Source organism: Pseudomonas sp., from assembly GCF_030147005.1.
Lineage (GTDB): Bacteria > Pseudomonadota > Gammaproteobacteria > Pseudomonadales > Pseudomonadaceae > Aquipseudomonas.
Window position 1 is genome coordinate 1 of sequence record NZ_JASLAW010000129.1, and the last position, 26,194, is coordinate 26,194.

At 57.9% G+C, this 26,194-nt stretch carries 24 protein-coding genes and 2 tRNA genes; 11 read left to right on the forward strand and 15 right to left on the reverse strand.

Annotated elements, in window-relative coordinates; genetic code table 11:
- Positions 1-96 precede the first annotated feature (96 nt).
- A complete protein-coding gene (gene rdgC / locus Q1V60_RS11620) occupies positions 97-1,017 on the reverse strand; it encodes a recombination-associated protein RdgC (RefSeq protein ID WP_300630393.1) in 921 nt (306 codons plus the stop codon).
- Between the two features lie 159 nt (positions 1,018-1,176).
- Between rdgC and Q1V60_RS11625 the strand changes: the two genes are divergently transcribed.
- Positions 1,177-1,252, forward strand: a tRNA-Val gene (locus Q1V60_RS11625).
- A 19-nt stretch (positions 1,253-1,271) separates the two neighbouring features.
- Positions 1,272-1,348, forward strand: a tRNA-Asp gene (locus tag Q1V60_RS11630).
- Positions 1,349-1,641: 293 nt separating this feature from the next.
- On the opposite strand, the gene Q1V60_RS11635 is transcribed toward Q1V60_RS11630, so the two are convergent.
- From Q1V60_RS11635 to Q1V60_RS11660, 6 genes are all read right to left on the reverse strand, one after another.
- Entirely contained in the window at positions 1,642-2,247 is a 606-nt protein-coding gene (locus Q1V60_RS11635) for an SMI1/KNR4 family protein (protein ID WP_300630395.1), read from the reverse strand.
- A gap of 58 nt (positions 2,248-2,305) precedes the next feature.
- Complete coding sequence (locus Q1V60_RS11640) at positions 2,306-2,812, reverse strand: DUF4303 domain-containing protein (RefSeq protein WP_300630397.1); 507 nt, start codon at positions 2,810-2,812, stop codon at positions 2,306-2,308.
- 39 nt (positions 2,813-2,851) lie between these two features.
- The gene (locus Q1V60_RS11645) at positions 2,852-3,181 is read right to left on the reverse strand and encodes a hypothetical protein (RefSeq protein WP_300630399.1); all 330 of its coding nucleotides are present in this window, start codon (positions 3,179-3,181) and stop codon (positions 2,852-2,854) included.
- A gap of 72 nt (positions 3,182-3,253) precedes the next feature.
- Positions 3,254-3,703, reverse strand: coding sequence for a hypothetical protein (locus Q1V60_RS11650; protein ID WP_300630401.1), 450 nt, complete (start codon positions 3,701-3,703; stop codon positions 3,254-3,256).
- A 111-nt stretch (positions 3,704-3,814) separates the two neighbouring features.
- Positions 3,815-5,410: a J domain-containing protein gene (locus Q1V60_RS11655; RefSeq protein ID WP_300630403.1), complete on the reverse strand. Its 1,596-nt coding sequence runs from the start codon at positions 5,408-5,410 to the stop codon at positions 3,815-3,817.
- Between the two features lie 3 nt (positions 5,411-5,413).
- A complete protein-coding gene (locus Q1V60_RS11660) occupies positions 5,414-7,108 on the reverse strand; it encodes a molecular chaperone HscC (protein WP_300630405.1) in 1,695 nt (564 codons plus the stop codon).
- A 163-nt stretch (positions 7,109-7,271) separates the two neighbouring features.
- Between Q1V60_RS11660 and Q1V60_RS11665 the strand changes: the two genes are divergently transcribed.
- The 5 genes from Q1V60_RS11665 to Q1V60_RS11685 all read left to right on the forward strand — a co-directional run bounded on the left by Q1V60_RS11665 (position 7,272) and on the right by Q1V60_RS11685 (position 11,569).
- A complete protein-coding gene (locus tag Q1V60_RS11665) occupies positions 7,272-7,844 on the forward strand; it encodes a hypothetical protein (protein ID WP_300630406.1) in 573 nt (190 codons plus the stop codon).
- Between the two features lie 195 nt (positions 7,845-8,039).
- Positions 8,040-8,996: an ankyrin repeat domain-containing protein gene (locus Q1V60_RS11670; protein WP_300630407.1), complete on the forward strand. Its 957-nt coding sequence runs from the start codon at positions 8,040-8,042 to the stop codon at positions 8,994-8,996.
- On the forward strand, positions 8,993-9,814 hold the full coding sequence (locus Q1V60_RS11675; protein WP_300630408.1) for a hypothetical protein: 822 nt from the start codon (positions 8,993-8,995) through the stop codon (positions 9,812-9,814). The genes Q1V60_RS11670 and Q1V60_RS11675 overlap by 4 nt, the downstream gene beginning before the upstream one ends.
- A gap of 111 nt (positions 9,815-9,925) precedes the next feature.
- Positions 9,926-10,303, forward strand: coding sequence for a hypothetical protein (locus Q1V60_RS11680; RefSeq protein WP_300630410.1), 378 nt, complete (start codon positions 9,926-9,928; stop codon positions 10,301-10,303).
- 3 nt (positions 10,304-10,306) lie between these two features.
- Positions 10,307-11,569 carry a DUF4303 domain-containing protein gene (locus tag Q1V60_RS11685; protein ID WP_300630411.1) on the forward strand — a complete coding sequence of 421 codons (1,263 nt, stop codon included), beginning with the start codon at positions 10,307-10,309 and terminating at the stop codon, positions 11,567-11,569.
- 267 nt (positions 11,570-11,836) lie between these two features.
- Here Q1V60_RS11685 and Q1V60_RS11690 read toward each other — a convergent pair whose 3' ends face one another.
- The 5 genes from Q1V60_RS11690 to Q1V60_RS11710 form a co-directional block, all read right to left on the reverse strand.
- Positions 11,837-12,442, reverse strand: coding sequence for a DMP19 family protein (locus Q1V60_RS11690; RefSeq protein ID WP_300630413.1), 606 nt, complete (start codon positions 12,440-12,442; stop codon positions 11,837-11,839).
- 37 nt (positions 12,443-12,479) lie between these two features.
- Positions 12,480-13,148, reverse strand: coding sequence for a hypothetical protein (locus tag Q1V60_RS11695; RefSeq protein WP_300630414.1), 669 nt, complete (start codon positions 13,146-13,148; stop codon positions 12,480-12,482).
- 16 nt (positions 13,149-13,164) lie between these two features.
- The gene (locus Q1V60_RS11700) at positions 13,165-15,315 is read right to left on the reverse strand and encodes a M48 family metallopeptidase (RefSeq protein ID WP_300630415.1); all 2,151 of its coding nucleotides are present in this window, start codon (positions 15,313-15,315) and stop codon (positions 13,165-13,167) included.
- Positions 15,316-15,591: 276 nt separating this feature from the next.
- Positions 15,592-16,758: a catalase family protein gene (locus Q1V60_RS11705; protein ID WP_300630416.1), complete on the reverse strand. Its 1,167-nt coding sequence runs from the start codon at positions 16,756-16,758 to the stop codon at positions 15,592-15,594.
- Positions 16,755-18,563, reverse strand: a complete 1,809-nt coding sequence (locus tag Q1V60_RS11710; protein ID WP_300630418.1) for a di-heme-cytochrome C peroxidase — start codon at positions 18,561-18,563, stop codon at positions 16,755-16,757. Before Q1V60_RS11710 ends, Q1V60_RS11705 begins: the two co-directional genes overlap by 4 nt.
- A 247-nt stretch (positions 18,564-18,810) precedes the next feature.
- On the opposite strand from Q1V60_RS11710, the gene Q1V60_RS11715 reads away from it, so the two are divergent.
- From Q1V60_RS11715 to Q1V60_RS11730, 4 genes are all read left to right on the forward strand, one after another.
- Positions 18,811-19,560 carry an FKBP-type peptidyl-prolyl cis-trans isomerase gene (locus Q1V60_RS11715; protein WP_300630419.1) on the forward strand — a complete coding sequence of 250 codons (750 nt, stop codon included), beginning with the start codon at positions 18,811-18,813 and terminating at the stop codon, positions 19,558-19,560.
- Between the two features lie 399 nt (positions 19,561-19,959).
- Positions 19,960-20,424, forward strand: coding sequence for a YkvA family protein (locus Q1V60_RS11720; protein WP_300630421.1), 465 nt, complete (start codon positions 19,960-19,962; stop codon positions 20,422-20,424).
- 88 nt (positions 20,425-20,512) lie between these two features.
- Positions 20,513-20,851: a helix-turn-helix transcriptional regulator gene (locus Q1V60_RS11725; protein ID WP_300630422.1), complete on the forward strand. Its 339-nt coding sequence runs from the start codon at positions 20,513-20,515 to the stop codon at positions 20,849-20,851.
- Positions 20,848-21,219 (forward strand): hypothetical protein, encoded by a 372-nt coding sequence (locus Q1V60_RS11730; protein ID WP_005786715.1) that lies wholly within the window; start codon positions 20,848-20,850, stop codon positions 21,217-21,219. The genes Q1V60_RS11725 and Q1V60_RS11730 overlap by 4 nt, the downstream gene beginning before the upstream one ends.
- Here Q1V60_RS11730 and Q1V60_RS11735 read toward each other — a convergent pair.
- From Q1V60_RS11735 to Q1V60_RS11745, 3 genes are all read right to left on the reverse strand, one after another.
- Positions 21,216-22,979 carry a bifunctional diguanylate cyclase/phosphodiesterase gene (locus Q1V60_RS11735; RefSeq protein WP_300630427.1) on the reverse strand — a complete coding sequence of 588 codons (1,764 nt, stop codon included), beginning with the start codon at positions 22,977-22,979 and terminating at the stop codon, positions 21,216-21,218. The two genes, Q1V60_RS11730 and Q1V60_RS11735, sit on opposite strands and share 4 nt — an antisense overlap.
- A 117-nt stretch (positions 22,980-23,096) precedes the next feature.
- Complete coding sequence (locus Q1V60_RS11740; RefSeq protein WP_300630429.1) at positions 23,097-25,178, reverse strand: carboxy terminal-processing peptidase; 2,082 nt, start codon at positions 25,176-25,178, stop codon at positions 23,097-23,099.
- Between the two features lie 355 nt (positions 25,179-25,533).
- Complete coding sequence (locus tag Q1V60_RS11745) at positions 25,534-26,187, reverse strand: HAD family hydrolase (protein WP_300630431.1); 654 nt, start codon at positions 26,185-26,187, stop codon at positions 25,534-25,536.
- Positions 26,188-26,194 lie beyond the last annotated feature (7 nt).

Sequence of the window (26,194 nt, forward strand, 5' to 3'; positions counted from 1 at the left end):
CTTGCTCGCGAAGGCGTCGTATCAATCACTGGTCAGGATGACTGATTCACCGCCTTCGCGAGCAAGCCCGCTCACATTTCGGATCTTCACATGGCCTTAGATGCCTTGTGGTGTCTCTTCACCGCCAAGTGCTTCCACCAACGCCGGCAGGAACTCGCCGAAGGTCAGCATCATCAGGGTAAAGCTGGCGTCCAGTTGGCCCAGGGCTTCGTCGCCGCCGTCCTGTTCGGCCTGATCTTGCAACAGGTCCTCGAACTTCAGGCGCTTGACGGTCATTTTGTCGTCGAGCATGAACGACAGCTTGTCCTGCCAGGCCAGGGACAATTGGGTCACGACTTTGCCGGTAGTCAGGTGCAGCTGGATTTCTTCGCCGGTCAGGTCCTGGCGCTTGCAGCGCACGATGCCACCGTCTTCATGGGTGTCGCGCAGTTCGCATTCATCGAGAACGAAGAAGTCGGCGGCCGGTTTCTGGGTAGTGACCCAGTCGGTCATGATCGCCGTCGGTGCGGTTTTCACGGTCAGTGGGCGTACGGGCAGGGTGCCGATCACTTCGCGCAAGGTCGAGAGCAGGTCTTCTGCACGTTTCGGGCTGGCCGAGTTCACCAGGATCAGGCCCTGTTTCGGCGCGATGGCGGCGAAAGTCGACGAACGACGAATAAAGGCGCGGGGCAGGAAGGCCTGGATGATTTCATCCTTGATCTGGTCGCGTTCCTTCTTGTAGACCTTGCGCATTTGCTCGGCCTCGATCTCTTCGACTTTCTCTTTGAGCGCGTCACGCACCACGCTGCCCGGCAGGATGCGTTCTTCCTTGCGCGCGGCGATCAGCAGGAAGTCACCGCTGACGTGGACCAGGGGAGCGTCTTCACCTTTACCAAAAGGTGCGACGAAACCGTAAGTGGTCAGTTCCTGGCTTGCACAAGGGCGCGCCAGCTTGGTGGCCATGGCCGCTTCCAACGCCTCGGCATCAACAGGCAGATCTTGGGTCAGGCGATAGATAAGCAGGTTCTTGAACCACATGGGGTGAGTCTCTCCTCTATACAAAGGGGGGCATTATTCTCTTGATCACGCCGCAGGCCAACCCTGCGTAAGCCATTGGAAGGGCTGAAAAAAAAGATTTAAGAAAGTGCTTGCCAGACCATGGAGCGCTCCGTAGAATGCGCGCCACACCGAAACGAAGGGTGATTAGCTCAGCTGGGAGAGCATCTGCCTTACAAGCAGAGGGTCGGCGGTTCGATCCCGTCATCACCCACCATTCGCTTCAAGTGTTACGCGCAGCGGTAGTTCAGTCGGTTAGAATACCGGCCTGTCACGCCGGGGGTCGCGGGTTCGAGTCCCGTCCGCTGCGCCATATTTGCTTCCGCTAAGGCCAACTGAGCGCCTGGAAGCCACGGAAATAGCGGCCTTGTGCCGCTTTTTTCGTTTCTGAATTCCACTCTATCTATTTTGCCGAGACGCCGCGGCCAGTTCGCCAGAATTCCTTCCTCCACATAAATGACCTCCCGGGATCGCTCAGGGCCGTCACCCACTATGGGTGTGCAGAAAAAACACGATTGCCGTTTGGTTGCTGTACCGAAAGCGCGATGCTTTTGGACTGGCGGAAAGACCGTCCTCATCGCTCGTTTCCCTGGCAGTAAACCGGCGTCAAGCGTCCTGGCGAATGAACGCGTAATCGTCGTCGATCAGCTGTTGCAGGTAATGATCGAAGCTCGGCGCAATCACTTCGTAGTTATCCGGGTCATGCAGGAAGCGCATGACTTGGCCCGCCGTGCCGCCCGGCGCCGGATTGAGGTCGATATACAGCCTCGAAGTGCCCCCGTTGTTGACGCAGTGTGAAAAGCACAACCGCTCGTTCATGCCCACCGTGCGGTCGATGCCTTCTCCGACAAGCTCGACTTCCTGATCCAGCCAGCCCTTTTCAAACCAGCCTTCATAGAGTTCTTCGATGCTTTCGGTATCAGGGCCGTTGGCTTCGGCAAGTATGTCTTCTACCGAACTCAGGTAGTAGGGGTAGCCGGGCATGTCGGAGCCCAATATCAACACCATGACCTCGCCGTTCGGGTATTCCCGATAATGTGTGCCGTCAATCTGACCGAGCAACTGCAACAGGCTTGCCGGGCACAACGGATAACGTTCGGTGAGCCGCTGCAGGTCTGCCGCCGAAGCGCCGTGTGCATGTTTCAGTTGCTCGAGATCTTCGGCCGATAACGACTGACGCAGACCGGCAAGATAAGTATCGACGAGGCTCATGATTGAGGTCCTTGAAAACATATTGAATATCCAGATATTCGCCTTTCCAGCCGCAGGCTTACTCCATCCATGTCCTGAACTCATTGGCCTGGTCTGAAGTGTTGAGAACGGTTATCCAGGCAACCTGGTCTTCCACGCATTCAAAGTCAGAAACCGAGAATACATAAATGGCAGTGTCGAACGTGGCCGTCAGCTTTTTCAGGGCAATGACACATTGCTCAAATATTTGCCTGCGATGCGCCACAAAGTTGTTATCGGTGGTCGCGTCCGCCATGTTCCAGAGCGTTTTCGATAAATCGTTGAAAAAATCCCCGCCGTAGGCTTCGTGGCTCCATTCGGCGGGAGACCACTTGAAGTATTGCCAGTCATCGGGGTATTCAGCGTACATGCGCATCAGATGGTCTTGAGTGTTAAAAGCGGGTACCAGTGTTCGCGCGTCAGCGTCCGAATACAGCGCGAATCCGCAGACTTGTGCATTCGGGAACTCCTCTCGAAACTGTTCGATAGCGCTCATGGATGCGTTCAGGACATCTCGTTGAAACTGCTCGACGTTTAAAGTCAACATGGGTTCTCGTGGCGAGGTATGGCTAACGATCATCGTGTATTAGCGCAGGTCTTGTTGAAATTCCAAGAACGCATCGTTCTGGTAAAAGAATTCAAAGGCCTTGAAGTAGCTCTCCAGCGATGGATGAGGCAATTGCTGGTCGGCGTTGAAGATGACGTCCTCAATCATGGCCTTCTCCAGTGTTGCCACCCAACCGTCACTGAGCACCTGCGGGGGTAGATAGTCGGTGGAGTCGGGAGCGAAATCCTTACTGTCCAGTGAAAACGCGCCGCGGGTATCCAGCGTCCATTGAGTCGCTGGCAAGTAGAACCAATTGTCAGGCATGCGTGCGATATTCTGCAGTACTTCCCGGATGCTGTAAGTTTTCATAGGGCCTCACGTCGGGCTGTTCAATCAGTCGTGTCGCTCTGCGACCACCAGTGCTGCGCGGCGCCAGGCCGTTCAAATAATATGTTTGGGTCGCCCGGCTGCATTCCATGCCGCAAAGCGTGCATCCATGACGGCAGACAGTTGATCGTAATGGGCCCAGCTGTCCTCAACGCTGTAGAGGGTTTTAATGCTGACGTCAAAGGCCAGCAGGTAGTCGTCGACGTAACGACTGTCGTTGTTCAAACCTTCGTAGTAGGCAACGGCAAATGCATTGCCGGTTTCAGAGAACTCCTGGTCGGTCAGTTTTTCGTCCAGTACGGTCATTAGAAACTGTGCCCCGGTGAGGGTGCGATTCTTGAGGTGGGCAAGTTCGCTCTTGGCATCTTCCTCCAGCGCTTCGCTGGCCAGGTTGTTGATCAACATCCACGCGAGAAACATGCCGATATGAGTGGCACCAGCAGCCTTTGGCAGATGCTTGGGGAAGGTGCCCAGGTAGTGCCAGGAGGCATCGTCGTATTTCATGTGGTGCTCCAGTGATAGGGGAGGTCAGATGCTCTTCAGTGACAGGATAATGATGTCCGCAACGCGTTCGCTCAGAGCCTCTGAGTCCTGCCAGTGGCCGGTCTTCAACAATCAACCTTTAGTCAGCAGGGTGCCGGGCATGTGCAGTTGCACATAGCCGATTACACACAACATCGAAACGCCAAATACCCATTGCAACGGGCTGAGTCCGGCAATTCGATAGATCGCCTGCAACGGCTTTCGCCAGCGGTACTGACGGTCTGTAGGCGCGCCACCGGCAAATCGCAGCAGGCCGAGGGCTGCGGTCAGTACATAAGTTGCGAGGCCGAGTATGCCGAGCAACTTCCATATTAGAAATCCGAGCGCTAGAAAACTGCCGCTGTTACGAATCACCAGGTAACGACGATCCTCGATCAGCTTGTGTCGCACACACCACTCGCTGAGCTGCAAGTCCAGGTCATACAGGGATCGCGTCAGGGAGAGCCAATGGGTCAGTAGCCACTTACCGGTATAAGCCGCCAATACGCCGCCCGCGATATAGAGTGGCAGCAGGATTACTGTAACCGCGAACATGAAGTCGGGCTGATCCATGTTGGCAAGTATCAGGCAGAGGGTGATTATGCAGGCGCTGCGTTTCAGTCCGTAGGGCGGCGCCTTGGGAACGACAAATTCCTTCCAGAACCACGGGTTGTGGTTGGGGAATATTCCCAGTAGGTCAGGGAACTGTCTGGCAAAGGTCTCTGACAGTTGTTCACAGGCCTGCCAGTCGGCCTCGACAAAATCAGCAGCCAGTTGCGCTTGCTGTGCAGGGTCGGTGGATAGCAGCAACAGGCTGGCGGCATTGGCGCGCGCACTCGGTTGTTGTTCCCGCTGTCGCATGAGACTGCGCAGCTCGTTGAGCCAGGCGTGTTGCTCACAGCGCCGGCGAAGGTACTGCCATTGCTCATCTGTAATGGGCACCACTGCCGCTTCATCATCCCAGGCGAACAAATGGCAGACGCGCCGGAAGAGTTCGGGTGACCAGACTTCAGTATTCAGCAACAGATTCAGGACGTGCACCTGCAGTGCCTGGCGGCGTGCAAAATCACTGAGCCAGCCTTGTCGGCTTTGCTGCTCCAGGCAATCCAGAAAAGCTTCTTCTTCGCCTGCGGCGATCTGCTGATCAAGGCTGCGATAAAGCCCTGTCGTGAGGGCAAGGGCTAGCCGTTGTTGCTGAAACTCACCGCCAAGGATCTGCTGCCACGGCGTCAACCATTGGCGTTTTTCGACACCCCAGGCCAATAACGCAGTATGCGTTTCAGGGGCGTCTGCGCAGCGCTGGAACAGCAGGCGCTCGAACTCGGCTTCACAGCCTTTGGCCGAGGCTTCAGCCCAATACTGTTCCACGTCGGCGTCATCAAACCCGGACAGCAGATCGACGGCTTGTTCGTAGAGTGAGCGTGTCAGGTTAAAAGGCTGCTGTGGGTCGCTTTTGATAGCAAAGGGTTGAGCCATGAAGTCAGCGGCAGTTCGCCCGCTCTCGTCCAGACTTCCATCACGCATGATCTGCAAGGCTTGCTCATACGCCTCACGCAGTCGCTGGAAGCCGACTGGATCCTCGTCTGGGCGCGTGGTCTTGAGCTGTCTGGCGTATTGGCGCTTGATGCTGCGCTCATCGGACCCGGCGGGCAGGCCCAGTACTTCCCAGCAATCGAAAGTCAATACCATGGCTTAGTACCGACCGCCTTTTTCCAGCAGTGCGATGCGTTCGCTCAGGTCATTGCGGGCCTGACGAATGATGCGTTCATCCTGGCTTGCCAGCGCCTGCTGAAACAGGTTTGCACAGCGGTCGATTTCCTCACGAAGTTCGCCCAGACTCTCCTGATACATGCGTTCCAGACGGGCAACCAACAGCGTATTGATCTGCTGGTCACGGGGATGCACCTTGAGTTCGGCAAGCGCTTGCAGGCGCTCGGCAATTTCTTCGCTGGTCAGTACACCCGGGTTATTTTCGATGACCAGTACGTGCTGCTCTCCGGTCGCGGGAATGCTGACCTGACATTCCAGAATGCCGTTATTGTCGTAGGTAAAGCGCACATCAAGATCCACAGCGCCTTTCTGTGGCGGGACAGGAATGTCCAGTTCACCCAAGGCGATGTTGTCGCGCACCAGGCGGCTTTCGCCTTGGTAAATGCTGACCACCACGCTTTCCTGAAAATCACCGACCGTCGACACGGTTTTGACCCGGCTCACCGGGACCGTGCTGTTGCGTTCAATGATCGGTAAATAGTGGCCGTTTTCACGCTCCCTGCCGACTTTTTGCGAAATCTCGATGCCCAGCGTGTAGGAGCAGACATCTGTGAGTATCACTTCCTCCAGGGCAGCGCTGCGTGATTTCAACGCGGCCTGTATGGCTGCGCCGTGAGCCACGGCTTCATCAGGGTTGAGATGAATCGAGGGAAACCGGCCGAACAGGCCAGCGGCAAGTTTACGTACCAGGGGCATGCGTGTAGTGCCGCCCACCAGCAACACTTCGTCGAGTTCGTTGATGCGTATTTTGGCATCACGCAACGCGCGCTCGATCGGATTGCGCAGGCGCTCCAGCAGGGGGGCGAACAATGTGCTCATATCGTCCTGAGTGAAAACGTACTTCCACTCGTTGCCACCTACCCGCAAAACGAACTCGCTGTCGCAGTCCTGCCCCAATGCCTGGCGCACGCGTTCGGCTTCGCGGCGCAGCGGTTGGACGATCGATTGGGGGGCGGGAAAGCCAGGCTGGGCGCGTTGTGTCTGAATGAAATGCTCGGCTAGCAACTGATCGAAATCCTCGCCGCCCAAGTAGTTATCACCCGCACTGGCACGGACCTCCACAACGCCGTCGAAAAGTTCCAGTATTGACACGTCAAAGGTGCCACCGCCGAGGTCGAAGACCAGAAACGAAGTCTCTTTGTCGCGCTGAGGCAAGCCATAGGCCAATGCGGCAGCGGTCGGCTCGTTGATCAGTTTGTCGACTTTCAACCCGGCCAATTCACCCGCTATACGCGTGGCCTTGCGCTGGGCATCACTGAAGTAAGCCGGAACGCTGATGACGGCCTCGGTCACCGGTTCGCCGTAAGCACGCTCAACATCTTCCTTGAGACTGCGCAGGACCAGCGCCGACAGTTCCTCGGGGCGCAATGAACGTGCCCCCAACTGAACCGTGTTGGCGCTGCCCATGTGCCGTTTGAACAACGCAGCGGTCTGGCCTGGATGAGTGTGCAGGCGCTCGCGTGCCGCCTGGCCAACCAGTATCCGGCCTTCCTCGTCCAGTCCTACGACCGAAGGCGTCAGTACATTTCCGAGTGCATTGGGCACCAACACGCTGGCATCGTTATGCCAGACGGCAACCAGGCTGTTAGTGGTACCGAGGTCTATTCCGACAATCATCAATATGTTCCCTATCCCTGGCTGGACGACGCGTTATTGTTAATGAGCCTGAGGGCTTTCATGAAGGTATTCTTCCTTGAGCTGCAGGGCTGATCATAGCCATTTGAGATTACCATTTGAAATGATGGTTCAATGCTGGCGCGCTTGATCGGAGGGGTGATGGATGAAGACTGAAGCAAACATAGAAACTTTCAGCCCAGGTGTGGTTATTTTCGATCCGCTCGTGTTGAACCGTTTTATCGCAGAGCAGTGTCTGGACGATTTCAATCTCTTTGAGGTGTTCGTCGAACAAAGTGAATCAGGACGGTTGGCTGTCCAGAGTGGGGCGGTTGTGCCCTTGTATCCACTCCCTGAAGAACACTATGTATTTCGTTTGCGCAATGATCGGGAGTTGCCCTCTGAACGATGCGCCGAAGCGGTTTTTAGACACACAGATATCCCGCTGAGCGTCATCAGCGGCGTGGTGATAGTTGCTGATTTGCATGCTCTGACTGATTGGGATCCCGGGTTCTTTCTGAACTACAAAGCCCGGCTCTCGGAGCGCCTTGAGAATAATGACTATCTGGATATTTCGCCGGGGCTCTACGCATTGAGCGTCGCTGGCTTCAGCGAATTGAACGAAGGGTTCCCACGAAGGGTATATGAGTTGGGTATCACTGCCGTCGAGTCGTTACCGGTTATGCGTGATGAGGCCAATTTTCATCAATGGGATTTCACGATTGAGCGGGATGAGTAAGTTTTACGCTCCCGCAGGAATTTTTTTGGGGCGGGAAGAAGTATACGCGCAGAGAACTACAACTCGGTTTCTTAGCCCTGGACAGGGCATGCGAAGATGTGCGCTCAGGCCAGGCAAATCAGTACCACTTCACGCCGCGAACGGCCTTATCGCAATGATGGGCATAGGGATGGCAATCAATATCAGGAGATGTCCTTGAGCAAGGTACTGTTAAAAGCGGCCGCGTCTGGGCAGAACGAAAAGTTGTTGAGCTTGTTGGACGGTGGCGCCGATATCGATTTTGTCGACAAGATGCCAGGCCGTACGGCATTGATTGAAGCGGCAATTGCCGGGCATGCGCACACCGTCAACGTGTTGATCGCCCGCGGCGCGAGCCTGGACAAGACTGACCAGACCCTCGGTTTCACGGCCCTCGGCTGGGCTGCCGATCAAGGCAATCTTCAAATCGTGGACGCGTTACTGGTCGCTCAGGCGGCCGTCGACCTGACAGCCTACGAATATCAACAAACACCTTTGATGATCGCTGCCCGTGAGGGTCACGCAGATGTCGTGGCTGCCTTGCTGGCGGCAGGAGCAAATGTGCACGTACAAACCGGTATTGGCGACAACGCGCTGTCGATGGCGGGCGCACGCAACCACGCAGAGATCGTGGCGCTGTTGCAGCAACATGGCGCGCTGGCGCCTATCGCGCCCGAAGAGTATTCGATGCCTTGGCCCGGCGTCGCTGCGGACTTATCAGACGTTGATGACAGCAATCCCGCAAGTGTCCTGCGTGGCTTCATCCTGGCCATGCATCGCTGGGAAACCGACTGCTACAACCAGCAGCAACGCCTAGATGATGGTGAGCTCGACTGGGTGGTGATCCAGCAGGCGCAGAATCAGATATTCGAGCGTTTTTGTACGCCAAAGCCACGCACTTACGGGCGCCTCGGCAGTTTTGGTTTTCCACCGGAATATACGCCTGAGGACGCACTGGTCAGCATTGAGCCTGAGGCTCGCCGGACTGCGATCATGACGCGCCAGGCCCCCAGTACGAGGTCGCGTTACGAGGTACTGTTTGGTCTGACCCGTAAAGGTAATATCTGGCGCATTGATACAAAAAAGAAGCGCCCTTGGGGCACAGCCGCTGATTGGGAAAGGTCGATAGTGTGAATAAGGCGCCTGAAACAGCGACGATCGCCATCAACATGCAGGGCCAGGATCCGATGCTGGATATTCCCTGGCCCAAGATACAAGGCAACCAGGCTGTATTTATCGAGCGGATCACACTCGCCCATACAGACCTGGTGATTCTGGGCAGCCAGATTGAACGAGCACTGTATCTGTTTGGCTGCAAGGTCAATACCGGTGAGGTTCACCCCGAATATGGCGAATTGTGGCGAGTTCATTACCTGGTCATAGAGAAACAACTGAACAGCGGAGCACTGATATATCACCCGCTCTCACAGAATGAAGAAGTGATGTATAGCCGCAAAGGGGAAGACGCGCGGCCTGTTTGCGTTGACATGATCAAGAAGAAAGACATTCTCTTTCTGCGTCGCCCACCTAGATGGAATGCATCGCAGGCCAGCATTCCTACCTGTGACGGACAACTGTTTCAGTTTTGCTCACAAGTGTACCTCCCGCAAACCGCGACCAATCGTAAATACCTGACCTTTGCCACCACCGTGTTTTTATTTGTGCACGTGCTGGAGCAGGATGAGTTACGGGTGCAGATTTTCACTCAGGACACTTGCGAACAAACGGCGGAAAAACACTACTGGCTGGAAAGCCAGATGAGGCGCTTCGATGAGGATCACAACGTCCCAGCGGTTGTTTTGCAGCTCATTCGCGCCGGCGACAAGCTTCTTCATGAGTACCTGCTCAATCATCCCATGGCCAGCACACATACGCTGGAGCTGCTGGCAGAGCACGGTAAAACCAAAGCGCTCAAAGCCGAGGCTGCGAAAAGGGCGTTGGCTAAAACCTGATACTTGAGCCGCGGTGCGGTTACCTCGTAAGGCCTCGGCGCCAACGCCCGCCAATTACTTGTTGGGGCGCCGCGATTCCAATCACCTTGGCACAGTTGCAGGAACACACTCATGAGCGACATTGAAATACTGTCCTTGTCTCCAGACGGTCGCTATCAAGTCCAGGCTGTCCCGTGGGAAGCAGGCAACACGCACTGGCTGTTCCCGCCGCAGATCATCGATACCCAAAACAGGGACCTGGTGTTTGGCTTCGAGGACCGTCTGTGGTCAGCAGACCTCAGTACCTGGGTGAGCCCGACCCGGGTCGAACTCAAACTGCGCAAATACCCCGGCCACCGAGCACCTCTGGGGCTCACGGTGATTATTGAATGTGCGCTGCGCACCGCTGAATATGGCGACGGCACGCACATTGAATTGGCCCGTCTGGAAAGCACCCTTGAGGGCATGCTCGACTTGCTCGGCTTTAATCACTTATCAGCAGGGACCTGAACGATGAACTGGAAAACGCTGGAACAGGCGCTGTTCGATGCTGCCAGACATGCATTGCAAACACTGCTCGATGAAGGCGTCAGCCCTTTGTACGCCGCAGCATTTCATGCCAGTTACCGGGAAGAAGAGGCGGTGCTGTCGCTGCCCAGCTTTGCCGCGAACAGCTTGCAAGCACTCAGCGAAGACCACCCTGACGAGAAAGATGAAAGCTTCAGTTCGGTGAAGTGGAACCCGACGGACTGGCGCTGGGATTGGGAAATCTGCGCTGCTGAGCAGTTCACGGCGCTTGACGGTGAGCTGCAAGCCCATGCCAATCGCCTTGGCCCGCGCCAATGGCAAGCGGTCGAGCGACGCTTTCTGGTCACTGTTAGCCGTGCCGCCAGGGCGCTGGGCCGACATTTCAGTCAGAACCCTGGGGTGACGCCTGGCTTCGTGGTGATTTTCCATGATTTTGCTGGCGATATCGCCTTGGCCCAACGCAGCATGACCCGCCAGCAGTTCGAGGATAATTTCCCTGTGGAACTGGCCATTGAAAACACCCTGCGCGAAGTCTCTGCCTTACCGCACGCCGAGCAGGCCGCGTTCTACGTCAGCCGCTTGCACCGTTCCCATGGCATCTCGGGGGAAGACGCAGAGCGCTGGCTGATTGCCAATGGCCGTCCCGCACAGGCAGCGCTTATCGAGCAGGTCAACGGGCATAAAGAACCTACACCTGCAGCGCGCATTCTCGGGCTGGCCGGCGTTGCTGATGAGCCCGTCATCCAGGCCCTGCGCCGACAGGCGATCGAGGCCAGTAAGCAGCCGACACGCACCTGGTGCGCGAAGGCCCTGGGTTACCTTGAGGATGTCGACTGGCTTATGCAGCAAGCGCCCGATGTCGCAGTCGCGGGTATCTGCGCTAACTTTGACGGTTTCCGCTGGCGGAGCGTGCAGCCACCGGTGCTGAATTACAGGCCCCTTGAGCGTTTGCTTGATCAGCGCCCTGAACTTCGGGCTGCGGTTGAAGAAACCCTCGAAGGCGCTTGCGGCAAAATCGATACCACTCCTGCAGATGTCAGCGAAGCCTTGCGCGGCCTGGCTTCGCCCCACGTAGCAATTCGCCGTCATGCTGTGAGTGGATTGAATAACAGTGGCCTGCCGCCCGACGACGCGCTTCGGGCAATCGAGGGGCTACGCCGGGCAACACAGGATACCGATGAGCAGGTGTGTTACGTCGCGGGCCTTGGCCTGGAGACCCTGCAGGCGCGGATTGTTGTGCAATCGTGACGCCAACGCGTGTTGGATGTTGTGCAAGAGGGTGGTGATTACCCGGAACGCTATGGACGTAGCTCGCATAAAACCATTCGCCAATCTGCGGCAAGCATAGTCCTTAGCCTTGCCTTTACAGGTGCCATCCAGGACGGGTAATCACGCCCACGGCGTGTAAGCGGCAGGCCGACTGCTCCGTCTCTCCCTCCTCGGTCTTCCTCCTCCTTGCCGAGTTCGTGCCCTTCATTGGCATCTGTCTGTCTGTCTGTCCTTGTCCTCGCACTTTCAATCAGCGTCCATTTCGAACAAGCGGTGTTCGCGGGCGTACTTTAGCAAGCGCTCGTTGAGGTGTTCGGTGTCCAGATAAAATCGCGTGTCCAGGGCATCCAGCGCGGCTTCGCACTCAAGGTCCGGTTCGTCTGCGTAGGTGGGCATGCTCAACTGGCGCAAGCCTTGGTCGCTTGGCACGGGTTGGGTACCGAACAGCAAATGCCTGGCCTCTTCGAGCAGCGCCAGCGTCTGCGTCGCGCCCAGTTCGAGGAGGCCCGCGCAAGCGTTGGCGCAGTGCTCCCCCGAGGAGTTGCCGAAGTACTGGTCGAAGCCTCCATTGCAGACCTCACCCTGTAATACGCTGACGGCGTAATAGTGCTGCTCTGCCAAGGCCAGCCCTGAGAAACCTTCGGGGGTGTTGTAGACGCGGTTGACCAGCGCCTCCCAATACAACGCTTGCGGGCTGGCGATGTAACGCTTGCGCTCTTCGGCCCAGCGTTTGCCTTCTTCGATACGCTCCCGATAGCCGCGCTTGCAGGGCATGCACATCCCGTCGTTGCGCGCAGCCGTTGTTGGCAATATCAAGTTTGCGCAAATTCGGCAGGGTTGTTTTTCGCTCATGGGCAATCCGTTGTGGTTGTGCAAATGTAAGGCGTACTCAGCGCATCCAGTCACGCAGTACGGCGAATTCGATAGGGTCTGGCTGCTCGAGTCTTTTAAGCAATGATTGCTCTTCCTCTTGAGAAATGAAGGCGTTAACTGTTTTCGAGAGGCTCTTGGGACCCTCCTTGAATGCCATGGTCACACAGGGTCGGGAAAAAAGGTCGGCAAGCAGCGCGCGGTCTGCCGGCAGCAATGCTGGATGGAGCAATTGCACTTCATCGATGAGTGCTGCGCCAACCTCTGTTTGATAGGTCAACTGGGAGGTGTTGGCCGCGACGCGCACATAGTGGCTCGCCACCCATGACGATATGTCGGCGTGGGCAAGGGTTGTCGTCTGCCCGAAATGCAGTGCTTGCGCGATGCCCGTCGCCCCATTTTCCAGGCGTACGAAGCAGTGCGGTTCACCGCTGCCGTTATTTGCGAAAGGCAGGAACGTTCGACCTTGCTGGTCATCCGGATTGAGCCACTCATCAATTTCGCGCTCGCTCTCTTCGGCATCAAGCCAAAACAGGTCATAAGCACTGCGCAGGGCCCCTTTGTCCGATTGCGCTATGGCGATCAGTGCTGACAAACGTTCCGGTAGCTCAATGCCGATCTTGAGTGCAAGCTTTTGAAAAGCGGCCTCCATTTCAGCGGCCTGTCTTTGTTTCATCGCTTGGAACATGCCTGAAGCCCCCGCTCTATGCCTGCTCGAAACGCTGCGCCAGCATGTGCCGCGCGGTGCCGGCATTTATGTAATTGCCGATCAGCTCCGCCAGGTCCTGGGGCTTGAGCGTCTTGTTATCGCGGCAGAATTGCAGCAGTTCCAACTGGACCCAGCGGTTCTTTGTAAACACTCGCGCGTCCGGCGCAAAGAACGAGCGCGACTTAACCTCAGGCAGAGGCGCGTCGTCTTCAAGCAGGATATTCAATGTAAAACCCTTGCCAATTTGCACGCCAAAATCAGCAATGTGCATGATCGGCAGCGGCGCTTTGAGGTTGGCGAAAACAAAGTGATCCGGGGTCAGCAGCAAAGCCGTCTTCAAGGCCCGGGCGCGCATGCGCAAGGCAAATGGGAGGATGCACAGTACGGCGAGCATCAACAGGCCGGCAATCACGAAAAGCACGCGGGACAGTGATGGCATCGCGGCCAGAACGATCGCAGCCAGCGTCAGCAGCGCGCAGAAAATCAGTATGAGCGTGCCGCGCAGGTGTGCGCCTTCGTGCAGGATCACCTCGCCGGTCACATTACCGGCATGAGTGCGCAGCTCTTCAATCGCCGCGGCGTCCTGTTTTACGTAGTAGCCGAGATAGTCTTGGGTAATACGTGTGCGCACGGCTTGAGGGTCTGCAAAATATCGGTCCATGGCGGCACAGGCCTGCGCCGCATCCAATGGTCGGGTACCACTGCGTACTGCGTCATCCACGTCGACCTGCAACGACGCAACACGTTCGCCGTTTGAAGGGTGAGTGTCCGACGGGTGCGGCAACTGCGTAGCCATTTCTTCTTCGGGCAGGCTCAACGGCTGAGCGGCCAATTCATGCAGTACCGCCGTCGGTAGATCCGTGGCAGCGGCCTGCTCCGAAGTCAAATTGGCAGCCTGTGCAATGTGTGCCTGCACTTTATCCTGCAGTACAGGGTCGATGGCCGAGATGCGCACCAGAGCCGAGGCGGCAGCGAGATTGCCCGCCACCTTGGCGCCTGCGGCATCGGCCTCCAGTTCCCGGACGCGACTCCAGTGATGCACCGCGTGATCGAAACTCTCCATAAAGAAGACGCCAAGCATGAACGCTGGACGCAGAATCGTGCGTTGCAGTGCGTCGCTGCTGAGCATCGTCTGGGCGATCACACCCAGGCTGCGACCAATGCCATCGTAAATGGGCAAGAAGCGCAGGCTGTATTCGGTGTCGGCGCCGGCGAAGTGGGCCAGTTCATGACCAATCACGGCAGTGGTTTCTGCCGAGTCGAGCACACCCAGGTACATGATCGGGACGTGCAAGGTACGCCCCTTCAACGCGAGACCGGAAGGTAGCAGATCAATATCGCTTGAGGTGACGTAAAAGCCTTCACTCATGCCCAGCACAATCTGATCAGGCGCCAGTGCGCCCAGTTGTCGGGACGTGTCGTTCACATGCGCCCATAGCACGGGAGCTTGCTCGACCGAGACCGTCTGACCCAGCACCGCCATCGATGACGATTCGAACATGTGCAGCATAAAGCGCAGTTGCTTGCCCATCTGCCAGATCGAATACAGAAAACCGCCCATGATGATCAGCGCAATGATCATCAACTTGAATTCGCCGCCGGACATACGCCCTGCGTGCCAGATGCCCAGGGCTTCGAACGCCAGCACCGCGGACACCGCAGTGCCCATGACGATAATGTGACCGACCAGCACATAGGGCAGGACTCTGCTCACACGGTTAAAGGTATGCAGTAATTGGTCTCTGGAATGAAGCGCCCTGGCGCCAGCCCATTGCAGGCCGAACATGCCGAGGCCACCCACCAGCGCGGCCAGCAAGCCGAGCACGATGACGACGCGGGCCAGCCAAGTCATTGCCGTGGTTAACGGTTGCAGCGTCGACAAGTCATCAAGCAGTTCAGTGACGCGAGATAACGCCGCCTGAAGTTCCATGCGCTTCCCGCCGCCGATGTCGACCATGACCGGGGCCGAACTTGAGTCACGCTTGGCAGCCAATGTCTCAAGATAAGTGCGGAACTGTTCGAAGTCGGCCTGGGTTTCGATTATTTCCCGACTTCGGTCCGTGCTGCGTTGCAACTCCCAGGCGCCGAGCAAATTCATGCAGAGCGGGAGGAGTACCAATACAGCAATAAGCTTCAATCTTTTCATAAGGCAAGGCCCAATAGGTGCGCCGCCGCTGGCTATCCTTAGCGAGCACACATTCCTGTCAACAAACGCCTAAAGGCCTCTGCATGCTTCGCAAGCCACCCTGCCGACGCAGGGGAATGCAAGCGCGGTGTTTTACAGCGACTTCGCCTGACATGTTACTGCACGTTGTAATGATGAAGCTCGCTTCTGCTTGGGTTGGCCGACATATTCGGCATTAGGTCGCCACCGGAAGCCCGCTCATTGAGCGGGCTTTTTCTCGTCTGCGATTTGCCGCGCTTACTGAGCGTTGCGGCTGTGGCGGTAATCACTGACCGCTTCGTACACCGCCTTGCGCAGCCGGTTGATGCCGCCGATGGGGCGATGCGCTTCCACGCCAAACCAGGGGTTGAACGATTGGTTGTCGCACGCGAGATTCAGCGCAGGGGTGTCGAAATCCTGCGCCGCAATTCGCACCTTGGCCACGGTTTCATAAGGCGCGTCATTTTCCTTCCACTCAATGCTGGTGTCTTCGATGGGCATGAATTTCTGTGGGTTCTGTCGCTGGATCTGCAGCACGAAACACGCCGGCACGCGGTCGGTGGACAGTTGTTGGTTGAGCGCGCTGCGCAGGAAGTTCGGCAGGTCCTGATTCTGCTTCGGCAGTTGGTATGGCGGGCAGCTTTGCGGGTCTGGCGCGACACGGAATTTGGCGTTCGCTGCTCCGAACTTGTAGGGCGATACGGAAAAGTACGTGGCCTGCGTCGGGCTGGCTGGCGCGGGAGCCAGGGTCGCCAGGGCGATGAACAGATGGCGCACCTGCCAACTGCGCGGGTCAAGCGTGGGGAAGAACGCCAGGGCTTTTTTGCCATCCGCCTGGGCACCGATGTTTTGCGCGTACTCCGCCACATCGCTGACGAAGAAGTTCGGGTGGCTGAACATCACGAAGTCCTGCTCAGTGCGTGTTTGCTGGTCGGCCATCAGCTGTTTGCCGGGCACATCCAGCAGCTTGATGGCCATGCCGCGAGCATCCCGGATGCTGTCGAATTGCGGGTAGGCGTTGCCGTTGGACAGGCGGATCATCGCCTGCCAGGTCTTGCCCGGTTCAGCGAACACGCCCTGGCGCAAGGCCGGGTCGAGGTCGGCCGGCACACTGACTTCGGCTTTCACGCAACCATGCGCCTTGGCGTGGGCATCACGCAGGTAGCGCGTGCCTTCTCGATGCTGATCGACGATGCGTACTGCCGTTTGAATGATGCCCTGGGTCATGGCTGCTTCACCCGGCGGGATCTGTTCGTCGGGCGACACCGGGCCGCTGTGCCGCCAGGCGAACCACAGGCTGGCGGCCAGCCACACCAGCAAGGCCAGGCCTGCCAGCCACAGCAATGTTTTGCCGACAATGGCGCCGAGACGCAGCCAGATACGCGCGAGCATGGAGTGTTCCTTGTTTTGTGATCGGATAATCATGGCAGTTGTTGCTCCAGCGGCCCGCCCAGGACTTTGAGGTATTCCAGCAGTGCCCAACGTTCCTCGGGTAACAAGCCCCGGCCGATGACACCGTTGCCACGCTTGCCGGCACGGAATTCGTGGCCGCTGTTGTGGTTGCCGGTAATCCGGGTGTCGAACAGGAAGGCGTTTTTGAATGCAGAAGTTTCAAAACCCAGATGACGCGGGTCGTAGTTGAACGTGCCTTTATAGAAGGTGCTGCTGCGTTCATCCTGGGGGGAAAGCAACTGGTAAATCGTCGGCACCGAACCGTTGTGCAGGAACGGCGGGGTGGCCCATACGCCCGCCAGCGGCCGTGCTTTGTAGGCACGTAATTCCTGCACGCCGATGGGCAGGCCAAATCCATTCAGGCCGGGGCGCTCGGCTGGGGTCACGCCTGCGGCGCGATAGGCATGCTCTTCGACGAACGCGGTGACATAAGCCAGGCCCTGGGCCACGGACATGCGTTTCATGTCCAGTGGTTGGGTTGGCGCGGGGTGCAATTGCACATCGAGCTTGGCCAGTTCCGTCGGGGCCCATTGCAGGGCGCTGAGGTCGTAGCGCTGGTCGGCAATGTTGTTGGCGGTGCCGGGGTCGGTGCCGATGTCGTCCACCGCAAACATGTTCAATTGCTGCACCGCTCGACCATTCTCTGCGGTGACGGTGGGCACGTGGCAACCGGCGCAGTTTTGCGCGAACAGCGCACGGCCCCGAGCGGCAAGCGGCTTGTCGATGGCGCCGAACAGGTCTTCCGGCCAGGTGGGTGGCTTGAGGCGTTGCAAGGTCTCTTCGATCAGGTTCAGGTCGCGCACGCGTACGCTGGAAGGGTAGCGCGCATCACCCTGCAGGGGCTGGCCGGCATTGTCGAAGAAGTCCAGAGTTGCGCCCACGCCCAGGGCTTCACCGATATTGCGTGCCATGGGTTGCTGGGCCGAGCCGTTCCATTGCACCCAGTCAAAGGTCCAGATATCCCACAGCTGCGGGTAATCCACGGGCGCGTTGGCGATGCGATAGTTCTCCGGCGAAATGGCATCGCCAAAGCTGGCATTGGCGATGCGGCCGAAGGCGTCGGTGCGGCCCGGCCCTTCTTCGGTGGGGTAGAGACCACGATGGGTATCGTTCCAGGCAACCTTGAGGAACTGGTTCAGCGACTGTTTGAAGTCCCGACGCAGTTGGCTGTGCTCGGCTTCGTAGCGGTCACCCAGGACTTGGCGGGCGAAACGCTCGAACTTCCATGGGTTGTAATAAGTTGCCGCAAGGCTGGCGACCAGGGCTTGGCCGAAACTGCCACCGCGCAAGGTCGGCACGCTCGAGGGCAGCACGTGCTGGGCTGAGCCGCCGTCGATGCGCAGAGCCTGACCTTTGAAGTGCAGTTCGCCGGTGTGGCAGGCGGCGCAGGTGATATCCAGGTACTCAACGTCGCTGCCAGCGTTTTTATGCCGGGCAAACCCCACGGGCAGGTTGCCGGGGTTTTGCGTGGTGGGCACCTGCTTGGGGTCCACCAGGAAACCGAAACGGGCCAGGTAGGCCGGCGTGGCAAAGCGGCGCTCGGAAAAAGGCAGCTCCAGGGCGGTGAACCAGTTGTAGTGCAGGCCTTTTACTTGGGTGCCCTGGGGCGTGAAGTAGTAGGTCTGGCGGTCGGCGGCGCTCCATTGGTCCTGGTAGTGCACCTGTTCCACGGGCACGTAATCCGGCAGCTTGGGGTTGACGGTGTAGTAGAGCACCACGGCCAGAATCAGGGCCAGTGCTATGAGGATCAGGAGTAAAACACGGGTAAAAATGCGCAAGTTAACTATCCTTGTCGAGTTGTCGCTTTGTTATGCCACTACGCCAGGGGGGCGGCAAGTGGCCATGAGCCTGGTAGTGGTCGCTCCCACGATCCGTCGCGGGCCTCCATCATGAATGAAATTGCTTTTAAACACGTGAACTTATCAGAAGTTTCCTGCTCACATGCCGGTAGCCATTGGTCGTGGCCGCCTGATAAGCTCGCGACTTTATTCAAATGCCCTTTTGGCGCATGAACAAGGAAATAGCATGAAACAGCATCGGTTGGCGGCGGCGGTGGCCCTGGTTAGCCTGGTACTTGCGGGTTGTGATTCGCAGACCAGCGTAGAGCTGAAAACCCCGGCGCAGAAAGCTTCCTACGGCATCGGCCTGAACATGGGCAAAAGCCTTGCTCAAGAAGGCATGGATGACCTGGACTCCAAAGCGGTAGCCCAAGGCATTGAAGACGCTGTCGGCAAGAAGGAGCAGAAGCTCAAAGACGACGAACTGGTTGAAGCCTTTGCCGCATTGCAAAAGCGCGCTGAAGAACGCATGACCAAAATGAGCGAAGAGTCGGCGGCGGCCGGCAAGAAATTCCTCGAAGATAACGCCAAGAAAGATGGCGTCGTCACCACCGCTTCCGGTCTGCAGTACAAGATCGTGAAGAAAGCCGATGGCGCGCAGCCTAAGCCGACCGACGTAGTGACTGTTCACTACACCGGCAAGCTCACCAACGGCACCACCTTTGACAGCTCCGTAGACCGTGGCAGCCCGATTGACCTTCCGGTCAGCGGTGTGATCCCGGGTTGGGTCGAAGGCCTGCAACTGATGCACGTAGGCGAGAAGGTCGAGTTGTACATCCCGTCCGATCTGGCTTATGGCGCCCAGAGCCCGAGCCCGGCGATTCCAGCCAACTCCGTGCTGGTATTCGACCTGGAGCTGCTGGCCATCAAGGATCCAGCCAAGGCTGAAGCCGCTGACGCACCTGCCGCACCTGCCGCACCTGCCGCCAAAAAGTAATCGGCGCTTGAACATGCAACGCCCCGTCTCGACGGGGCGTTGTCGTTTCCGCTGGTTTTAATGCAGGCGCGAGCTCGCTCGCGAAGAGCCTGAGGGTGCCGCGTTAAACCAGAAGCGCTGTGCTGGCGTTGACGCTCTTCGCGAGCAAGCTCGCTCCTACAAGAAATCCAATCGAACGCGTGTTATGCAATGTAGTCTGATGTAAGACTCGAGCACGGGTAGCCGCACACGCTTGCCAAGTCAATGAAATCTTGGGTTTTTTTGATGTGCGCAAAAAACGCCCGATCTGACTGCAAGCCTTGTAGCCCGTGGCTTTCAGCCATGAAAAAAGGCTCTGTTCACAAGGTTATCCACAATTTGTGTGGATAACCTTTCTGCCGTATGGAACTGGAGTGACCTATGAAACCACCCTTCAATTTCACCCGTTTCCTGCCCATGGCCGCACGCTTGCTCGGGCGTGGCCGTTTGCCAACGCTGCTGTTTGCTGTCGCAGCCAAAGGTTCAAGTCAGGGCAATCGGTTGGGCCAGCTCAAGGATGATCTCAAGCTGCTCCAGGCCCTGTGCCTGGCTTACTGGCGCGGCGAGTATCGGGCCATCAGCCCCAAGGCGCTGATCTCGGTAGTGGCTGGGCTGATGTACTTCCTCAGCCCGATTGACGCGATTCCGGATTTTATCCCCATGTTCGGTATGTTCGATGACATCGCCGTGCTGGCATGGGTCATGAAAACCCTGAGTGGCGAGCTGAGCGCATTTCGCGCCTGGCGCGATGCGCAGCGCCCGGAAAAGCTGGCGGTTGTTGAGCGCCTGCCAGCCACGCCAGAACTGCTGGCTCAGGAAAATCCGCAAAAAAACGAGTGCCGTTGACGATCCCCCTACGACCTCTGCGGCTGTTAGGATTACACTTCAAAGGAAATAGCTTACTTGATAAGTGCTTTTATCCTACGGGGCAGTCATGGATATTCAGATCATTTCACGCGATGGCGAACCCGAGTATGCGGTGTTGCCATGGGACCAGTACCAAGCGCTACTAAAAGCAGCCGGTCAGCATCAACCCACACTTGCTTCTTCCCCTGCCGCACCGATTGCCACCGATCAGGAACTGCGCCCGCTCGCAGCCTTGCGCGGCCTGCGTGAAGCCAAGGGCCTGGCCATCGAAAGCCTGGCGCGCACGGTGGGTATCAGCCCCTCATATCTCGGCTTGATTGAAAGTGGTGAACGCCAGCCGGATGCCGCCATTCGCCGCAGCCTGGCCTGGGAATTGGGCGTTGCAGGTTGGAGGGAAGAATCGTGAGCCTACGTATCAGCCGTCAACATTGGGATGGGTTACTCAACGAACTGGACCAGGCGCGTCGCCAGCGCCATCTGCTGACCTACCGTGCGCTGCTTGAGCGCCTGCAGTTCCCGACGCCGGCGATGCAGACCCTGGCCGCCGCCCTCGAGCATCTGGCGGCACTGGACGCCAAGGCGGAGCAGCCGTTGCGCAGTTCCCTGGTGATCAGTCAGGGTGCCAGCCGCCTGCCGCGCACGGGGTTCTTCGAGTGCGTGGAGCGCCTGGGGCGTTTCAGCGGGCCTTCAGACGGCGTGGCCGCCGCGTCCTGGCACGCTTCGGAGGTGGTGCGGGTGTTCGAGTACGAGTACCCGGAATCCGCCGAAGCTTAAGCGGTCAACAGGTCAAGGCTATCGATCACATGGATGCTGTAGCCGGCTATATCTTTTGCATGATGTTTGGCCTGTGACGCCAGTTCCGCCAACTGGCTGGCATCGAGCTGTGCACAGGCCTGTGGGTACAAATGCACCACACCAATCGACAGTGAAAGCAAGGCGAACTCCTGGCGCACGCCCTGGCGATTGAGCGCGACGAAGCAGCCGGCGTCGAGGTGCTCGGCGCGGTAGAAGCGCCGGCATTGGGTGTGAAAGTCATCCAGCAGCTGATTGAGCCGTTTGCGCCAGTCATGCGGGCCCAACACCAGTAAAAAGTCATCGCCACCGATATGCCCGACAAAGTCGCGGCTGGGATCGACCCGGTCGTTCAGGCACTGCGCCAGGCACAACAGCACTTCATCCCCGCGCCCATAACCGTAGATATCGTTGAATGGCTTGAAGCTGTCGATATCCACGTAGCAGATCACCGACTCACGCTGTTGCTGCAGCAGACGCGTCAGGCACTGTTGGATCGGCACGTTGCCCGGTAGCAGAGTGAGCGGGTTGGCGTAGCGCGCCTGCTGGATTTTCAGTTCGGTGATCAGCTTGAGCACGTCGATGACCCGGCCGAGGCCCAGATAGTCGCCGTTCAATGTAATGATGAAATCTTCTTCAATGCGTTGCCGCGCGCGGCTGGTCAGCAAGCGGCTGACCTGTTGCAGGGATTGGCTCAACTCCACTGCCAGGAAGTCATCGCTCATCAGGCGGCTGATGGGCTTGCGCGCGAACAGGTCGGTGGCGAAAGGTTTGAGCAGCGCGTCGGAGAGCGAGTGTCGATGCACAATGCCGACAGGCTGGCCGCAGCCGTTGAGCACCGCCAGCGAGTTGAGATTGGCCTGGCGGCGGAATAATTCGAGCACTTGGGCAGTTGCAGTGTCTTGATCCACCGCCGGTTGTTCAATGAGAAGGGCGCTGAGGTCGCTGCTTTCTTCATTAAGAGCGATATTGGCGTTATCCGGCTTGGGCAGCATCAAGCGCGCTTCCTGCGGCGGGTGTTCCTGTGGGCGGCAAAGCAGGTAGCCCTGGACGAAATCAACGCCCATTTCCGTCAACACCGCCAACTCTTCCGGCAGTTCAATGCCTTCGGCGATCACTTGGGCGCGGGATGCCTTGGCAATCTGCAGGATCGAACCGACAAATTCGCGCTTGAGGGCGTCCTGGTGAATGCCGTCGATAAAGTGCCGGTCAATCTTCACATAGTCCGGGCGTAGCTCCGACCACAACCGCAGGCTGGAGTAACCGGCGCCCAGGTCATCCAGGGCAATGGCAAAACCCATGTCGCGGTAATGATGCAGCGCGGTCTGCAGCAGCTTGAAATCATCGGTGGGCGTTTGCTCGGTGAGTTCGATCACCACCTGGCTTGGGGGAATGCCGAACTCGCGCAGCAGTTGCAGCGTGCGCCCCGGTTGGTGGGCCGTTTCCACCAAGGATTCCGGCGAGATATTGAGAAACAGCTTGCCCGGCAGCTTCTGCTCGCTGAAGCGCCGGCATGCGCTCTCACGGCAGGCCATTTCCAGTTCGCTCAGGCGCCCGGCATGGCTGGCGATGGAGAACAGGGCGACGGGGGAGTGCAGCGGGCTGTTGGACGGGCCACGGCTGAGGGCCTCGTAGCCGAGAACGCGTCGTTCAGACAGACAAACGATAGGTTGGAACAGGCTGTGCAAACTGCCTTGAGCCAGAATAGAGCCCAATGCATCCAGCTGTTCGGTCATGGTCATGGCGATCTCGGTCAAAAAAAAGGACCGCAGGCTTGAAACCTGCGGTCCTTTATTTCACGACAGAATGATGTCTATATGATGACACTCCGAGGAGCAATCACATTAAATTGCCATCATTTACTGCTTGGCCACCTGCTTGGTGATTTTCAGGTAGTCCAGCAGGATGCGACCGGTCTCGGCCAGATAGGCGTCGTCTTCCGGCTTGGTTTTTTCCGCCTCGGTCGGCAGTGCATCTTCATCTTCTTTCTTCAGCTCTTTGAGCGGTGCTTCGCCCTTGGCCTTGCGGCGCACGTTTTCCAGCACGAGCTGTTGATTTTCAATGTCGGCGTGCTGCTTGCGACGATCCGCTTCATTGAGGCTGACGGTTTTCTCTTCCATCAACTTCTTGGCCAGGGCCAGCTTGTCGCGGATGAATACGAACTCGGCGTCCTTGGCGGAGCGGGTATCGTGGTCAGCTTTCAATTGCGTCAGGAACGGCTTGAACGGGTCCGAGGCCGACTTGATCGCAGGACGGATGGTGTCCCACGGCATGGCTTCGGGCAGGGCGCTCTCGCCGATTTCCTTGGTGTCGATGATCGACGGGAAGTCAATGTCCGGCAGTACGCCCTGATGCTGGGTGCTCTGCCCGGAAACCCGGTAGAACTTGGCCAGCGTCAGCTTGAGCTCGCCGTGGTTCAACGGCTGGATGGTCTGCACGGTGCCTTTGCCGAAGGTCTGGCCACCGATAATCAGCGCGCGGTGATAATCCTGCATGGCGCCGGCGAAGATCTCCGAGGCCGAGGCCGAGAGGCGGTTGACCAGCAATGCCATCGGCCCTTTGTAGAAGGCGCCTGGGTTTTCGTCTTCCAGCACGTCGACACGGCCGTCGGCATTGCGTACCAACACGGTCGGGCCCTTGTCGATGAACAGGCTGGTCAGCTCGGTGGCTTCCTGCAGGGAACCGCCGCCGTTGTTGCGCAGGTCGATGACCACGCCGTCGACTTTTTCCTTCTGCAGTTCCGTGAGGATTTTCTTCACGTCGCGGGTGGTGGACTTGTAGTCCGCGTCGCCGGCGCGGAAGGCCTTGAAGTCGAGATAGAAGGCCGGGATTTCAATCACGCCCAGCTTGTAGTCCTTGCCATCCTGCTTGAGGTTGAGGACTTTCTTCTGCACGGCCTGGTCTTCGAGCTTCACCGCTTCACGGGTGATGGACACGATCTTGCTGGTCTGGTCGTTCGGTGCATTGGTGTGCGGAATCACTTCCAGGCGCACCACGCTGCCTTTCGGACCACGGATCAGCTTGACCACTTCGTCCAGGCGCCAGCCGACCACATCGACCATTTCCTTGTCAGCCTGGGCGACGCCGATGATCTTGTCGGCCGGGGCGACCTGCTTGGTCTTGTCCGCCGGACCTGCCGGCACCAGGCGCACGATCTTGACCTGGTCATTGTCGCTCTGCAGGACGGCACCGATGCCTTCCAGGGACAAACTCATGTTGATATCAAAGTTTTCCGCGTTATCTGGCGACAGATAATTGGTGTGCGGGTCGTAGGACATCGCGAAGGTATTGATGTAAGCCTGGAAGATATCTTCGGCACGGGTCTGGTCCAGGCGCGCCAGTTGATTCTTGTAGCGCTTGGTCAGCAGTTCCTGGATCGCCTTGGAATCTTTACCGGCGATCTTCAACCGCAGCACTTCGTCCTTGACGCGTTTGCGCCACAGGTCGTCGAGCGCGGCGGGGCTGGTCAGCCAGGCGGCGTCCTTGCGGTCCACCAGAAGGGTTTCCTTCTCGGTGAAGTCGAGCTTGTCGACGCCTTTGTTCAACTCACCCAGGGCGAAATCCAGACGCGCTTTGACGCGGTCCAGGTAGCGCTTGTAAATGGTGAAGCCGGGCTGCAGGTCACCGCTTTTGAGGAAGTCGTCGAACTGGGTCTTCCACTTGTCAAACTCAGCGATATCACCGGCCAGGAAGTAGCTGCGCGACGGGTCCAGCAGCTTGAGGTAGCTGTCGTAGATGATCACCGAGCGCGCGTCGTCCAGCGGCGGCTTGCTGTAGTGATGGCGCTTGAGCAACTCGACGACGTTAAGGCTGGCAATCACCTCATCGCGATCAGGCTGAAGTTTGTCCCAGCTATTGGCTGCGAACGTATTGGTCGACATCGACGCGAAGCCGAGACCAATGAAAAAAGCGAGGGCGGTGCTGGGGAACAGATGCTTCATGCTGATTCGACGCGGGGGCAATTGATAACGCATATTAGGCCGTCTTTGAGGGAGCCGGTTCCATATGGTCCGGTCGCATAATGCAAAAAGCCCGACGCTACTGCAACGGGCTCAGTCCGTACTCACTATGGAGGCACTGTGAAAGCATTGCAAGGCGTCGAGAGTCATGTGAAGGGTTAGAGCAATCCAGTCATACCTGTGATGTAGGGCAAGTTCGATTTGGAATGCAGTCAATGCGTGCGCGGGCTTGCTCGCGAAAGCGGTTTATCAGTGAAGAATGTTTCATCTGAAACACCGCTTCCGCGAGCAAGCCCGCTCCCACAGTTGATTGGGTTTCAATTCAAGGCAGTCAGTGTCAGACCCAGTGGTGGATCGGCCAGCCGGCTTTCTCGGCATGCTCGCGCAACACCGGGTCAGGGTTCACCACTTGCGGGTGATCGACCTTCAGCAGCAACGGCAAATCGTTGCGCGAGTCCGAATAGAAGTAGGCCCCCTCCAATGTTTCACCTTCCCGCTCCAGCCATTCCAGCAACCGGGTGATCTTGCCTTCGCGGTAAGTCATCACGCCCACCGTACGGCCGCTGTACACCCCGTGGCTGACATCCAGGTCGATGCCCAGCACCTCGTCGATACCAATGCGCGCCGCAATTGGCCTGACCAGATGCGTACCCGATGCGGAAATCACCAGGATCCGGTCGCCATTCGCGCGGTGTCGGGCGATGGTCCTGGTCGCGTCGCTGTAGATCAGCGGCTCGATCACGTCCTCGACCCAGGGCTCCACCAGGTGCTCGATTTCTTCCGGGGTGCGGCCGATCATCGGCTCCAGGCTGAAGTCCATGAAGTCTTCCATCAACAGCTTGCCTTGGCCGTAGGCGTCCATCAGTTCATTGTTCCTGCGCATGAACGATTCAGGGTCGACCCAGCCCAGCCGGCCCATCTGCTCGCTCCACAGGGTGGCGCAGTCGCCATGGATCAGGGTGTCGTCCAAATCAAAAATTACCAAAGCCATCCGTTAT